The following is a 15,779-nucleotide window of genomic DNA, read 5'->3' as shown; positions in this document are numbered from 1 at the left end:
ACAAAAAAAGAGATTAAACAACCTAAGGTTGCTTAATCTCAATATTAGGACTCATCAGTCCGATTTGACATAGAGCCCAAAAAAAGCTCTAATAGACTTATCTATGTAAAATTTAACATTTACATCATTCATCTATTAGAGCCGAAGCATAAATAATTGCTTAAGCAAATTTTATCTTTCTTTGTTAATAAAACCTTTATCAGTCAATAGCTGTTCTAAGTTTTGTTTCAGTTCCAACTTATCTCCTAAGTTATCTATAACATGGTCTGCCATTCTACTCTTTTTATCTATTGATATTTGACTATAAACGCGCGCTTTCGCATCCTCTAGTGACAATTGATTTCGCTCCATCAACCTCTCAATTTGAATACTTTCAGACGTGTATACTAACCATACTTCATCAACTGTATTTTGTAATTCATTTTCAAAAAGAAGTGGAATATCCATAATGACATCATAACCTTGATTAAGATATGATTGCTTTTCTTCTTCCATTATCTCTCTAACTATAGGATGCACAATATCATTTAACTCTAAACGTTTCTCTGGGTGATTAAAAACAATTTCACCTACATATTTGCGATCCATTTCACCTTCCTCAGTGATAGCACTATCACCAAAAGCTGCTCTAACTTGTTCTAAACCTTTAGTTCCTTTTGCAACAGCTTTTCTTGCAGCTATATCAGCATCTACAACTTTAAAACCAAATGCTGTTAATAACTCAGAAACCGTTGACTTTCCAGTGGCAATACCACCTGTTAATCCAATAACTTTTGGCATAAATATTCACTCACCTTTATTTCTGACAATGTGGACAAAAATGACTATTTCGCGATGCAATGACTTTTTGCTCAATGTCATGACCACATATTTTACATGTCTTTTGTTTATATACATTTAAGTGTAATTGCATTTCTCCTGTCTTGCCATCAGCATGACGATAATCAGAAATGCTAGTACCGCCATTATTTATACCCTCATTTAATACTTCTTGAACATAATAAAATAACATTTGTCGTTCTTGATTAGATACATCTTTTACTTTCCTCTCAGGTAAAACGCCTGCTCTAAATAACGCTTCACATGCATAAATATTTCCACAACCTGCTATCATTTTATGATCAAGCAACATTTGTTTAATAGGTTTGTTTTGGTATTTCTTAAGTTTAATCCGGTCTAAAAAATAGTTTAATGCATTGTCATCAAACGGTTCAGGCGCAATTTCAAGAAAAGCTGGATAATCATTATAAGTAGCCAGATTTCTTAGTTCACCAAATCGTCTAATATCAGAATAAACGAGTTGTTTACCATTATCTAAATGAAACACGACATGCCAATGTTTTCGATAATTAGGTGTACTAATATCTGATAATTTATCGACAATAAAAAATCCGCCTGCCATACCTAAATGACTTAATATAATACGCTGGTTGTTATTTTTTTCAATAGTGAAGACAATATATTTACTTCTTCTATCAATGGATTTTATTTTAAAACTTTCACTATTCAATCTGAAACCATCCAAATTAATTCCTTTAATAATTGTCTCTTTTCCTTGTTGTTTGCCCTCAATAACTTTGTTTGAAAATGTCACACTTTTAATAATTGCATTCAATATATAAGGCTCTATACCCCTTTTAACGTGTTCAACCTCTGGTAATTCTGGCATTTCTAATTCCTCTTTCTATTTTGCATCATACCATGTAGATCCATAGTTAGAATCTACTTTTAACGGCACATCTAATTGTAATGCGTGTTCCATAATTTCCTCAACAAATAAACTAAAATCTTCAACTTCATTGGCAGGTACTTCGAAAATTAATTCATCATGTACTTGTAGTAATAACTGAGCATGATAAGACGTTTGTTTAATTTGTCTATCAAATTCTACCATTGCTAATTTAATAATATCTGCTGCACTACCCTGTATTGGAGTATTCATTGCCGTACGTTCAGCAAAACCTCTCAAATTAAAGTTCCTACTATTAATATCTGGTATATATCTGCGACGGTGCAATAATGTTTCAACATATCCATCTGCTTTCGCATCTTTAACAATATCAGACATGTATTGTTTTACACCTGGAAAACTTGCCAAATAATCATCTATAAATGCTTTTGCTTTTTTTCGAGTAATGTTTAAGCTCTGGCTCAAACCATAATCACTAATACCATACACTATTCCAAAGTTAACAGCTTTAGCCTGTCTTCGCATTAAAGCGTTAACTTCATTCGCTTCTACATCAAATACTTTCATCGCAGTAGCAGTATGAACATCTTTTTCATTGATAAATGCTTCTTTCATACTTTCATCTTGGGTAATATGAGCGAGTACACGTAATTCAATTTGAGAGTAGTCAGCTGATAATATCACACTATCATTTGAAGTAGGCTTAAAAGCTTTTCTAATCTTACGTCCTTCTTCAAGACGGACTGGTATATTTTGTAAATTAGGATCTACACTTGATAAACGACCAGTTTGCGCTAATGTTTGATTGAAGCGAGTATGAATTCTGTTATCTTTACTTATGACTTTTTGTAATCCCTCTACATAAGTGGATTGTAATTTTGATAATTGACGATATTCAAGTATATAGTCAATTATTGGGTGTTGACCTTGTAATTGCTCCAACACATCAACTGCAGTAGAATATCCAGTTTTTGTTTTTTTAATGACTGGTAGTTCTAGCGTTTCAAATAATACTACACCTAATTGTTTAGGAGAGTTAATGTTAAATTCTTCCCCAGCCGCTTCGTGAATATTACTTATTAGTAAATCTAATTTTCCTTGGATTTCTGACTGCATTTGTCTTAAGTCATTAATATCCGTATAAATTCCTGTTTCTTCCATTTCACTTAAGATACGTGCAAGTGGAAGTTCTAAATTCAACAATAGATCAATTTGTTGGTGCGATTCTAATTCAGCAACCATTTCACGTTTGCAGGCATAAATTGCCTCTGTGATTGAAGCAATATGCTTATTTAATATTGTGTCTTCTGGGACATGTCTCTTTTTCCCTTTTCCATAAATTGAAATATCATCTTGGACAAAATTTTGATTATAATTACTTACTACAGAGTTTACATCATCTATCGTTCTTGATGGATCGATAATATAACTTGCTAACATAACATCAAATACAATATTTTTTATATCTATATCTAATCTATGCGCAACAACGTATGTTTTTTTAGCATCATAAACAATTTTTTCTGTAGTCTCATTCTCTAGCCATTTAATCAATTCAGGATATTCCTTTAGTTGATCGGAATCTATTACAACATGGTCCACTCCATCATAAAATCCAAATTTTAAAATTGTATCCTGTAAGTAATTGGTACCATCTACTTCGATGTGAATCACAGCTTCTTTTAATTCTTTAAAATTTATGTTGTTAAAATCATTACTCACTTCAATGACTTTATCTTCGTGTTTCTCTTCAGTATTATTACTATCTATATCAGATAATAATTGTTTGAATTCTAACTTTTTGAATAATTCAATTTTATCTTTATTATCATCTTGATTTTTTAACACAGTGTCTTGTAATGTTACTTCAATTGGACTATTTTTATTAATCGTTGCTAAGTCTTTACTCATGAATGCGTCTTCACGACTATTTTCGAGTTTTTCTTTTAATTTTTTTCCAGAGACTGAATCTATATTGTCATAAACACCTTCAACTGTATTAAATTGTTTCAATAGCTTGATAGCTGTCTTTTCGCCTACACCAGCAACGCCAGGGATGTTATCAGATGCATCCCCCATTAGTCCTTTCATATCTATAATTTGATTGGGATTAAGTCCATCATATTTTTCAGCAATGAATTCTGGCGTATAATGATCAACATCTGTTACACCTTTCTTTGTGTAATAAATAGTAACATTATCAGTTGCTAACTGTGTTAAATCTCGATCCCCAGTAACTATAATCGTTTCAAACCCTTGGTCATTAGCTTCTTTACTTAATGTGCCTATAATATCGTCAGCTTCATAATTTTCTAACTCATAGTGTTTGATATGGTAAGCATCTAATAATTGTCGAATGTATGGGAACTGTTCGCTTAACTCAGGTGGTGTACTTTGTCTTCCGCCTTTATATTCACTATATTTTGAATGTCTAAATGTTGTTTTGCCGGCGTCAAACGCAACTAAAAAGTGCGATGGTTGTTCTTCTCTCATAATCTTTTCCAATAACATAGCAAAACCGTATACTGCATTCGTATGTATTCCTGCTTTGTTAGAAAGTAGTGGTAATGCATAAAATGCTCTAAAACTTAAACTATTACCATCAATTAAAACTAATTTATTCAATGCGTATACCTCCAGAGTGATTTTATTATATTTTAGCATATAACCTGAACCATAACGAATGTATGGTTTATACAAAAACTTTTCACACTCTCCATTACTTATTTAAATAAAAAAAGGGCTTTCATATCCTCAACCAAATTTTTGGTGCAAGTATACGAAAGGCCTTAAAATAATTGTATTAATTACTAATCAAAATAAAAGTTCTTGTACCGCGATATTATAGTCATTCTTTATTGAACGATATCATTCTTTTTCATCTAAAAATGAAACTTTAAATAGCGAGCCCTCACCAATATTGCTTTCGACATTAATCGTTCCATGGTGTGCCTCCACTATATGTTTTGTTATAGATAAACCTAAACCTGTACCACCTGAATCTCTACTTCTTGCTTTATCCACCCGATAAAATCTTTCAAAAATATGCTTTTGATCACTTTTATCTATTCCAATACCAAAGTCTTGTATTTCTAAATTTACTTCATGTCCTTCTCTATACACTCTTACAATAACCTCATTATTCTCAAGTGAATAATTAATTGCATTTGATAGTAAATTAGTAATGACTTGTGCAATTTTGTTTTCATGTGCTTCTATAATGACATCTTTTTCTATTTCGGATACTATTTTAATATCTTTATATCTTGCCTGGTTTTGTAAGTTATCAATAGTTGTGTAAGCAAGCTCTGATAAATTCATAAATGCTGTTTCTATCTCTGTTTGTTGTTCGATATGTGATAAATCCAATAAATCCATAACGAGTGACTCAATACGATTAGATTCTTTTAAAATAATATTTAAGAACATATCAAGTGATTCTTCATCGTTTTTCGCACCTTCTATGAGTGTTTCAGCGAAGCCTTTAATAGATGTAATAGGTGTTTTAAGCTCATGAGATACATTTGCAACAAACTCCCGACGCAAGTTTTCCAATTTTTTCAAATTTGTAATGTCATGCATTACTACAACCATACCTTGTAACTTTTTCTTAGATTTACTTAGTATTGGAACACATGACAAATCGAAATATTTATGATGAACATTATTTAATAAAATTTCTATCTGATCATATAGTGGCTTTTCAGTTTTGAAACTTTCTAGAATTAATTGTTGAATTTTAGGATCTAAATATGATGTATAGTTTTTATTTTCAACCTTACCGTTTGGCCTAAACAACTCATAGTATGCATGATTGGCCACAACAATTTCACCATGTTTGTCAATCATTAATACTGAACTTGGTATATTTTCTAATGTTGTTTTTAATCGATTTGATTGCATTTTTTGTTTATTATTAAGCTTTTGTAACCGTCTTGCAAGATCGTTAGTCGTGACAAATAGCGCTTTTGTCTCCTTAACATTGCTTTCAGGTACTCTAACATGATAGTATCCATCAGCAATTAACGAGGTAGCATAAGTCACTTCATTAATCGGTCTAATATATGTACGATTGATACTTCTAACAGCTAAATAAATCGCTAAAAGAACAATAATTCCTATTAAAGATAAATACTTCCACATACTCTTCTGTAATTCAAGAATCTCAGTATTCATCCCACTTATGTATATCGTTTTGTCATTGACAGTTGTTTTAAATGTATATCTAACCTGACCATTTTCTCTTTTATAAATGATATTTGATGGATTAGCTTCATTATCAATGTTATCATTTATTTTATTTTGGTTACCAGTTTGGTATATCACTTTACCATTTTCAGAAATTCTAACAATTAAATTTTGATTAGCTGAAATATTTTTAATTTCATTATTCTCATTTTGCTTGTTTAATTTCAAAAAATTTTCAGATACATGTTTGAGTTCTGTAACCTGAGCTGTTGATAATATTTGATAAATTGTATGATGAATAATGACGCCTAAACCAATAAAACTGATTATAGTAATTGTGCTTAATAGCAATAATAATCTATGATGAAATTTAAGCATTAAGCTTTAGGTCTCTCTAATTTATAACCGAGTCCACGAACAGTTTTAATTAATTTAGGTTGTTTCGGATTCTCTTCGAGTTTGTCTCTTAAATGACTTATATGAACATCAACAATTCGAGAATCGCCTGCGAATTCATAATTCCATACAGAATTTAACATGTGTTCTCGAGTGATTACTCGCCCTTGTCTTTCTATTAGATACAACAATAGTTCAAATTCTTTAGGAGTGAGTTCTAATAATTCATCATCTTTATATACCTCAAAGAATTCAGGTCTGATTCTAATATTTTCAATCAATATATCCTCATCATCAACATCTGCTTTTTCAATTTCACTAGCAAATTTAGATCTTCTCAAGATAGCTTTAACTCTCGCCACAACTTCTCTAGGAGAAAAAGGTTTTGTCATATAATCATCGGCACCTAATTCTAATCCTAATACACGATCAAACTCATCATCTTTTGCAGTTAACATTAAAATAGGTACTAAATTTTTATCAGAACGTATTGTTTTACATACTTCAATACCATCTTTTTTAGGTAACATTACATCTAAAACGACAAGTTCTGGTTGAATTTCATTCACCTTTTCCAAAGCTTCTTCACCATCGTAAGCTACCTCAACGATGTAACCAGCCGTTTCAAGATTATATTTAAGTAAAGTTACAATTGATTGCTCATCGTCAACCACTAATACTTTTTGTGACATAATGTGCCTCCCTGAATTAATATAACATTTCATTTTCATTATAACGGAAGTTAAAACAAAAATAACATACAACATATTAAATTTACATAATCTTAACAATCATATGATTATTTTCCACATATTGAGTATTAATTTTATTATTTTTAAAAAATTATTAATAAATTATAAACAAAATAAAGTTATTTGTTTTACTTCATAATAAAAAAGCGGAACAGAATTTAATATAAATTCAATGTTCCACTTTTGTTAAAAATTGCTTTGATTGAGAATCCTTTAAAACTTGCGCTATTGTGTTAACTAATACATTAGTGCAATGCATCATCAATCTATTAATTCTTTAAAGTTATAATATATTAATGTGTAAATAAATTACTTTAAGTTTTTAATTAACTCATCAGCGAATTCTGAAGTTGATACTTCAGTAGCATCATCCATTAAACGAGCAAAATCATAAGTTACAACTTTAGAAGCAATAGTAGCTTCAATTGCATCAGTAATCTTATCAGCGGCTTCTTGCCAACCTAAATGTTCTAACATTAGAACTGAACTTAATAATTCAGAAGATGGGTTAACTTTGTTTAAACCAGCATATTTAGGTGCAGTACCATGTGTTGCTTCGAAAATAGCGTGTCCTGACTCATAGTTAATGTTTGCACCAGGTGCAATTCCAATTCCGCCCACTTGAGCTGCTAAAGCATCTGAAATATAGTCACCATTTAGATTCATTGTAGCAACTACATCATGTTCTGCTGGACGAGTTAAAATTTGTTGTAAGAAAATGTCAGCGATAGAATCTTTAATAATGATTTTTCCATCTTGTTCAGCTTTTTCTTGAGCTTGATTTGCTGCATCTTTACCATCTTTTTCAACAATTTCATCATATTGTTGCCAAGTAAATACCTTATCAGCAAATTCATTATGAGCTACATCATAGCCCCATTGCTTAAATGCGCCTTCGGTGAATTTCATAATATTACCTTTGTGAACAAGCGTAACAGTTTTACGGTTATTATCGATTGCATACTGAATTGCAGCTCTAACTAAACGTTCAGTACCTTCTTTAGAAACTGGTTTCACACCAATACCTGAAGTTTCTGGGAAGCGAATGTTAGTAGCACCCATTTCATTTTGTAAGAAATCAATAATTTTTTTAACTTCATCAGTACCTTCTTTAAATTCGATACCTGCATAAATATCTTCAGTATTTTCACGGAAGATGACCATATCAACATCTTGTGGACGTTTAACTGGTGAAGGGACACCTTTGAACCAACGAACTGGACGTAAACATGTAAATAGGTCTAATTCTTGACGTAATGCAACATTTAATGAACGAATACCACCACCAATTGGTGTAGTTAATGGTCCCTTAATAGCGATTAAATATTCTTTAATCGTGTCAAGCGTTTCTTGAGGTAACCATTCACCTGTTTCATCAAAAGCTTTTTGACCTGCTAGTACTTCTTTCCATTCAATACGTTTTTCGCCGTTATATGCTTTTTCAACAGCTGCATCAATAACGCGACTCGCTGCTTTCCAAATATCTGGTCCAATACCATCACCAATAATAAAAGGAATAATTGGTTCATTAGGTACATTTAATCCATCGTTAATTCTAGTAATTTTTTCAGCTGACATAATTTTACCTCCAAATATTGTGAAATCTATTAAAGTTTAAAATTTATCTTTCTTCAATTGGTAAATACTTACGATTAGTTTCACCGACGTAATTAGCTCTAGGACGCATTATTCTATTATCACGATATTGTTCTAGAATATGTGCTGTCCAACCAGATGTACGACTTACCGCGAAAATTGGCGTGAATAAATCGTGTGGAATATCCATACTGTGATATACAGTAGCACTAAAGAAATCGACATTAGGAATGAGTCCTTTTTCTTCTTTCATACGTTTCTCAATAGCTATTGAAATATCATATAATTCACTTCTACCAGTTTCAGAAGTGATTTTTCGGCTCATCTCACGTAAATATTTGGCTCTTGGATCTCCGTCTTTGTATACTCTATGACCGAATCCCATGATTTTTTCTTTATTTTTGAATTTTTCATCTAAATAAGCATCAACTTCATCCACTGATTTAACATCAGCAAGCATGCTCATTACTTGTTCATTTGCACCACCATGTAATGGTCCTTTTAATGAACCTACAGCAGCTACAATACCTGAGTACATATCAGATAAAGAAGAAACGGCACAACGTGCAGTAAATGCAGAAGCATTAAGTTCATGGTCAGCATGTAATACTAATGCTTTATTAAATGCTTCAACTTCAGTATCTGTAGGTAATTCCCCTCTCAACATATATAAGAAGTTAGCTGCATAACTTAATTCAGGATTAGGTTTAACTGGTTCTTTACCTTCACGAACACGCGCAAATGCTGTAACTAAAGATGCAATTTTAGCTTGAATACGTATTGCTCTTTCTTTTCTATTTTCTTCTGTTTCATTTTCAGCATCAGGATCAAAATGAGCAATATATGATACAGATGTACGTAGTGCCGTCATAGGGTGTACATTATCAGTTGCGTATTCTTCAAAATGCTTATAAACTCTTGGATTTAAAGTCATATAATGATAAAATTTTTCTCTTAATGCATCTAGTTCATCTTGAGTAGGCAATCTATAATTCCATAATAAAAACACTACTTCTTCGAACAAAGCATTTTCTGCTAAATCATCAATATCGTATCCCGCATACGTTAATTGACTATCAATAATTGAACTGATTTTAGTTTCAGCTGCAATTACCCCTTCTAAACCTTTTTGTAATTCTGCCATAAGTAATTCCCCTTTTCTTATAGATAATGTAATGGCTTCCAAATACTATTATAGCCAATCAGATAAGTTTTGTGAACGATTATATATCGCTTAATAAATGCTTATTAAATTTAATTTTTTAAACTTATATATACTTAAATACCCAATAAACGCCATTATATAAGCTTTTAATCCAATTCAAATTATGTAATTAGTGAGAAAATATTGAAAATTTCAATTTAATTATCAAGCTTGATTACAATTATTTAATCAAAATTTAAAGGAATTTTTAGAAAATATTAGAAAAATAATTGTCGAATTGAATTTATAAGTGCATAATAATATTAATTAAATGTAAGGGAGTTGTCTTATGGCTGAAGAAAAATTACAAAGAGGATTGAGTAATCGTCATGTGCAATTGATTGCTATTGGCGGCGCTATTGGTACCGGATTATTCTTGGGAGCAGGTCAAACAATAGCAATGACTGGTCCATCTATTCTATTGACTTATATTATTATAGGTTTCATGTTGTTCATGTTTATGAGAGGCTTAGGTGAGATTATAATTCAAAATACTCGCTTCAAATCTTTCGCCGATGTGACAAATGAATACATAGGACCGTTTGCTGGTTTTGTGACTGGTTGGACTTATTGGTTATGTTGGATCATTACCGGTATGGCTGAAGTAACTGCCGTTGCTAAATATGTTAGTTTCTGGTTCCCTGCAATTCCAAACTGGATTAGTGCACTATTCTGTGTGCTTATATTAATGCTATTTAATTTGCTTAGTGCTAAATTATTTGGTGAATTAGAATTCTGGTTCGCTATTATTAAAATTATAACTATCATCGCTTTAATCGTTGTAGGTTTAGTCATGATTTTAATGGCATATAAAACACAATTTGGACATGCGAGTTTTACAAATTTATATAAACATGGCATCTTTACTCACGGTGCATCTGGGTTCTTTATGTCATTCCAAATGGCATTGTTCTCATTTGTTGGTATTGAAATGATTGGTGTAACTGCAGGAGAAACTAAAGATCCTCAGAAAACAATTCCAAAAGCTATCAATGCTGTACCGTTAAGAATTTTAGTATTCTACGTTGGTGCATTAGCAGTAATTATGTCTATTATTCCTTGGGATAAAGTTGACCCTAGTGAAAGTCCATTTGTTAGATTATTCTCATTAATTGGAATTCCTTTCGCTGCTGGATTGATCAACTTTGTAGTATTAACTGCTGCAGCATCATCTTGTAATAGTGGTATATTCTCAAATAGTCGTATGTTATTTGGTTTATCAGAACAAGATCAAGCACCACCTATCTTTAGAAGTACTAATAAAAATGGTGTTCCTCATTTTGCTATTATTGGTTCATCTGCATTATTATTAGTAACAGCATTATTAAACTACATCTTCCCAGATGCTACGTTAGTGTTTACTTATGTAACAACAATCTCGACTGTATTATTTATTATCGTATGGGCATTAATTATTATTGCTTATATTAACTATCACAGAAAAAATCCTGAGCTACATAAAACTGTATCTTATAAACTTCCTGGTGGTAAATATATGGGTTACGCAATATTAGTATTCTTCTTCTTAGTATTTTGTTTACTATTTGTAAATGAAACAACTAGAAATGCTATTTTCTTAACTCCAATTTGGTTTATATTACTAGGTTTAATGTATTTGAGATATAGACAAGTTGCTAAGAATAAATAATTTAAAATTCTTACGAGATTATAATAGCCAGTAAATGAATTAACATAAAAATTCATTTACTGGCTTGTTTTTGTAATAAACCAATTATCTAATAACTATATCTAATGTTTTAGAAAATTAATTTACATCCTCTTCAATTTTAGACTCAAATTCATCTAATAAATCGCGTGCTTCATCAACCGATTCTGTACTCATTAATTGATGACGTAATTGACTAGCTCCTTTAATCCCCTTCACATAAATCTTAAAAAACCTTCTTAATCTTTTGAATTGTTGACTTTCATCACTTGAATATTTCTCAAACAATGATAAATGCAATCTAAACAAATTCAATAGTTCTTTACTAGTATGTTCACGGGGTTCTTTTTCAAAAGCAAACGGATTATTAAAGATCCCTCTACCTATCATCACGCCGTCAACACCATATTTCATCGCAAGTTCATGTCCAGTTTTTCTATCTGGAATATCTCCATTAATCGTTAGTAATGTATTAGGTGCGATATCATCTCTTAATTGTTTAATTGCTGCGATTAATTCCCAATGCGCATCTACTTTACTCATCTCTTTGCGTGTTCGAAGATGTATAGATAAATTTGCGATATCTTGTTTAAAAACGTGTTTTAACCAATCTCTCCACTCTTCAATATCATAATAACCTAAACGGGTTTTAACACTAACAGGTAATCCACCAGCTTTAGTAGCTTGAATAATCTCAGCAGCTGTTTCAGGTCTCAATATTAAACCGGAACCTTTACCTTTTTTTGCAACATTAGCTACTGGACATCCCATATTTAAATCTATACCTTTAAAACCCATTTCAGCTAAACCAAAACTCATTTCTCTAAACTGCTCGGGTTTATCGCCCCATATATGTGCTACCATAGGCTGTTCATCTTCGCTGAATGTTAATCTTCCACGGACGCTATGAATACCTTCCGGATGGCAATAACTCTCAGTGTTTGTAAATTCAGTGAAAAAAACATCAGGTCTAGCAGCCTCACTTACAACATGTCGAAAAACGATATCAGTAACGTCCTCCATAGGTGCTAAAATAAAAAAAGGACGTGGTAATTCACTCCAAAAATTTTCTTTCATAATAATTAAACCTTCTTATAATAGTATATCTCAATTAATCCATGTTATATTACCACAAATTATAACCTTATTCAAAATGAAATTTTATAACTCAATTAACTTTCCTATTTGAAATTCTCATTTAATGAATTTCTTTCTAATGAAATGAAAAAAACTGAGAAAAACTCTTCACGAGCTTATTCCCAGTTTAATCAATTATTGCGAATTTGCAATATCGTTTTGAAATATTATCTGTTCTGGATCTCTTTTCTTACTAAGTTAGCCATCATTCTTAATAATAATTTAATGAATTAAAGTACGTTAGCGTACCCTTCAAATATTTTACCTTGGGCAGCATCTACTGTTACTAAAATACCATCTTTTAATTCTTTAGTAGCATTTTCAACACCTATAATGGTTGGAATACTTTTTTCAAGTCCAATAATCGCACTTGGTGATGTGATACCATTCTCTTCTGTAATTAATCCAACTGCTTGCTCAATATAAGGCACTAATGTCTCATCTACAGAATTAGTGACAATAACTGATTCACTTAAGTCTACACCTTCTAAATCACTAGCACTGTTAGCTACTACAGTTTTACCAACTACTGATCCACGACCGACACCTTGTCCTTTTGCAATTTCATCTCCAACTAAATGTAATTTCATCATATTAGTTGTACCTTTTTCACCAGTAGGTACACCGGCAGTAATAATAATTAAATCACCAATAGTAACTCTTCCAGTTTCTACTGCTGTAGCAACTGCATTATTTAATAGGTCATCAGTAGTTTTACGCCCTTTTTTAATTACAGGATAGGCACCCCAAACTAAAGCAAGTTGACGTGCAGTGTGCTCGCTAGGGGTAACCGCAATAATATCAGAATGTGGACGATATTTTGAAATCGTTACAGCTGTAGAACCACTTTCAGTTGCCGCAACAATCGCTTTAACATTTAAGTTTAATGCAGTATGTGCAACTGATACACCAATAGCGTTAACTAATGAAGTTTCTACTAATTTAGTACGGTCTGATAATAATTTTTTGTAATCTTGAGCAGCTTCAGCAGAAACAGCAATATTTCTCATTGTTTTAACAGCTTCTTCAGGATATAAACCTGCAGCGGTTTCACCTGAAAGCATCACAGCGTCAGTACCATCATAGATTGCATTGGCAACGTCACTTGCTTCTGCTCTAGTTGCACGTGGATTACGTTGCATTGAATCTAACATTTGTGTTGCAGTAATAACTGGTTTACCTAATTTATTACATTTTCTAATTAAATCTTTTTGTACGATTGGTACTGATTCAGGTGGTATTTCAACTCCCATGTCACCACGAGCTACCATTAAACCGTCAGATACTTCTAATATTTCTTCGATATTATCAATACCTTCTTGGTTTTCAATTTTAGGGAAAATAGTAATGTTATGATTATTTTCTCTTTCTAAAATTTCACGAATATCTAAAACATCACTAGGACGACGTACAAAGCTTGCTGCGATATAATCAACATCTTCTTTGATACCAAATAAGATATCGTCAGCATCTTTATCAGTAATACCAGGTAAATTAACTTTTACGCCAGGTAAGTTAACACCTTTTTTATTTTTTAATTCACCAGTGTTTAAGATATCACATTTAACTTCGCCTTTAGTTTTATCGATGTCTTTAACTTGTAATTCAACTAAACCATCATCAAGTAAGATGTATGACCCTACTTGCACATCATTAATTAAGTCTTCATAAGTTACTGAGAATTTTTCAGGTGTACCTTCAACTTGTGACATACTTACGATTACTTCTTTGCCTTTTTCAAGCATAATTAAGCCATCTTTCATGTCATGAGTACGAATTTCAGGTCCTTTTGTATCTAATAAGATACCTATTGTTTTACCTAATCTGTCTGCTACTTTACGAATCGTATCAATACGTGCTTTATGTTCTTCATGACTACCATGAGAGAAGTTCAAACGCGCTACGTTCATACCAGCTTTCATTAATTTTTCTAACATTTCTTCAGACTCTGATGCAGGTCCAATTGTACATACAATTTTAGTCTTTCTCATTTTAAAAAGCCTCCTAAATTAAATAGATAACTCTTTCGCTAATTCATAAATATCTGTATTAAATTTATGGTCGTTGCCATTGAAGATTTCATCAAATGGTGTAGCAGTCAATTTATTATTCATGATACCAACACCTTGTCCAGAACGACCTTGCATTAATAGGTCAACAGCATAACCACCTAAACGTGATGCTAATACTCTATCGGCACCTGATGGGCTACCGCCACGTTGAATGTGACCTAATACAGATACACGTGCATCAACATTAATATATTTCATCAATTGATCCGCACATTCTTGACCACTCATACTTCCTTCAGCTACCATCACGATTGAGTGTTTCTTACCACGCTTGATACCACTTTCTATCTTTTCAGCGATATCTTTAATGTCTGTATTAGCTTCTGGAACTAATATTGTTTCAGCACCTACTGATAATCCAGCCCAAAGTGCTAAATCACCACAATCACGACCCATAACTTCTACAATAAAAGTTCTAGCATGACTTGAAGCAGTGTCTCTAATCTTGTCTACACTATCAATAATCGTGTTCAACGCTGTGTCAAACCCAATAGTGAAGTCAGTACCATTAATATCATTATCAATAGTACCTGGAATTCCTATTGTTTTGATATCTTTCGTTTCTTCACTAATACGTTGGGCACCTCGGTAACTACCATCTCCCCCAACTACTACTAGTCCCTCAATACCACGTTTGTGTAAATTCTCTAAACCTTTTTGTCTTACACTCGCCTCTTTGAATTGTGGACATCTTGCAGAGTAAAGGAAAGTTCCTCCACGTTGAATTGTATCCCCTACTGAACCCAATTCAAGTTTATGAATATTGTCATCAAGTAATCCTTGATAACCTTGATAAATTCCATAAACTTCAATGTTGTTATAAATCGCCTTACGCACAACTGCTCTAACAGCAGCATTCATGCCTGGTGAATCTCCACCACTAGTTAAAACCGCAATTTTCTTCATGACGACATTCCCTTTCCTAACTAGATTTCTCTTTAATAATAAATTACCACAATTTTTTTTAGTGTTCCATCAATATAGGTGCACAAAATTCATGTAAACGTTTTATAATCAATATTTCTTTTCGAAATAAAAAAAGGGTGAACAATATTCAACAAGAATCAATTGTTTCACC

The 15,779-nt window shown here is 32.1% G+C and carries 11 protein-coding genes; 1 reads left to right on the top strand and 10 read right to left on the bottom strand.

Annotated features, from left to right (window positions below; genetic code table 11):
* Window positions 1–171: 171 nt before the first annotated feature.
* From coaE to AC1RRU_RS09650, 7 genes are all read right to left on the bottom strand, one after another.
* Window positions 172–780 carry a dephospho-CoA kinase gene (gene coaE, locus AC1RRU_RS09680; RefSeq protein ID WP_011275535.1) on the bottom strand — a complete coding sequence of 203 codons (609 nt, stop codon included), beginning with the start codon at window positions 778–780 and terminating at the stop codon, window positions 172–174.
* A gap of 16 nt (window positions 781–796) precedes the next feature.
* Entirely contained in the window at window positions 797–1,669 is an 873-nt protein-coding gene (mutM, locus tag AC1RRU_RS09675) for a bifunctional DNA-formamidopyrimidine glycosylase/DNA-(apurinic or apyrimidinic site) lyase (RefSeq protein WP_033080127.1), read from the bottom strand.
* Window positions 1,670–1,684: 15 nt separating this feature from the next.
* Entirely contained in the window at window positions 1,685–4,315 is a 2,631-nt protein-coding gene (gene polA, locus AC1RRU_RS09670; RefSeq protein WP_493196580.1) for a DNA polymerase I, read from the bottom strand.
* A gap of 243 nt (window positions 4,316–4,558) precedes the next feature.
* The gene (gene pnpS, locus AC1RRU_RS09665; protein WP_011275532.1) at window positions 4,559–6,256 is read right to left on the bottom strand and encodes a two-component system histidine kinase PnpS; all 1,698 of its coding nucleotides are present in this window, start codon (window positions 6,254–6,256) and stop codon (window positions 4,559–4,561) included.
* Window positions 6,256–6,966: a response regulator transcription factor gene (locus AC1RRU_RS09660; RefSeq protein ID WP_011275531.1), complete on the bottom strand. Its 711-nt coding sequence runs from the start codon at window positions 6,964–6,966 to the stop codon at window positions 6,256–6,258. Before AC1RRU_RS09660 ends, pnpS begins: the two co-directional genes overlap by 1 nt.
* A 369-nt stretch (window positions 6,967–7,335) precedes the next feature.
* A complete protein-coding gene (gene icd / locus AC1RRU_RS09655; RefSeq protein WP_011275530.1) occupies window positions 7,336–8,604 on the bottom strand; it encodes an NADP-dependent isocitrate dehydrogenase in 1,269 nt (422 codons plus the stop codon).
* A gap of 43 nt (window positions 8,605–8,647) precedes the next feature.
* Entirely contained in the window at window positions 8,648–9,766 is a 1,119-nt protein-coding gene (locus AC1RRU_RS09650; protein WP_011275529.1) for a citrate synthase, read from the bottom strand.
* Window positions 9,767–10,115: 349 nt separating this feature from the next.
* Between AC1RRU_RS09650 and AC1RRU_RS09645 the strand changes: the two genes are divergently transcribed.
* Window positions 10,116–11,474: an amino acid permease gene (locus tag AC1RRU_RS09645; RefSeq protein WP_011275528.1), complete on the top strand. Its 1,359-nt coding sequence runs from the start codon at window positions 10,116–10,118 to the stop codon at window positions 11,472–11,474.
* Window positions 11,475–11,591: 117 nt separating this feature from the next.
* Here the strand turns inward: AC1RRU_RS09645 and AC1RRU_RS09640 are convergent, their stop codons facing one another.
* The 3 genes from AC1RRU_RS09640 to pfkA form a co-directional block, all read right to left on the bottom strand.
* Complete coding sequence (locus AC1RRU_RS09640; RefSeq protein WP_011275527.1) at window positions 11,592–12,569, bottom strand: tRNA dihydrouridine synthase; 978 nt, start codon at window positions 12,567–12,569, stop codon at window positions 11,592–11,594.
* Window positions 12,570–12,859: 290 nt separating this feature from the next.
* Window positions 12,860–14,620 (bottom strand): pyruvate kinase, encoded by a 1,761-nt coding sequence (gene pyk / locus AC1RRU_RS09635; RefSeq protein ID WP_053023173.1) that lies wholly within the window; start codon window positions 14,618–14,620, stop codon window positions 12,860–12,862.
* An 18-nt stretch (window positions 14,621–14,638) separates the two neighbouring features.
* On the bottom strand, window positions 14,639–15,607 hold the full coding sequence (gene pfkA, locus AC1RRU_RS09630; RefSeq protein ID WP_016930831.1) for a 6-phosphofructokinase: 969 nt from the start codon (window positions 15,605–15,607) through the stop codon (window positions 14,639–14,641).
* Window positions 15,608–15,779 lie beyond the last annotated feature (172 nt).

It is taken from the genome of Staphylococcus sp. GW821-FHT11H10, assembly GCF_058807855.1.
Note: the sequence above shows the minus strand (reverse complement) of the source record. Positions and strands in the feature narration are given on the sequence as shown.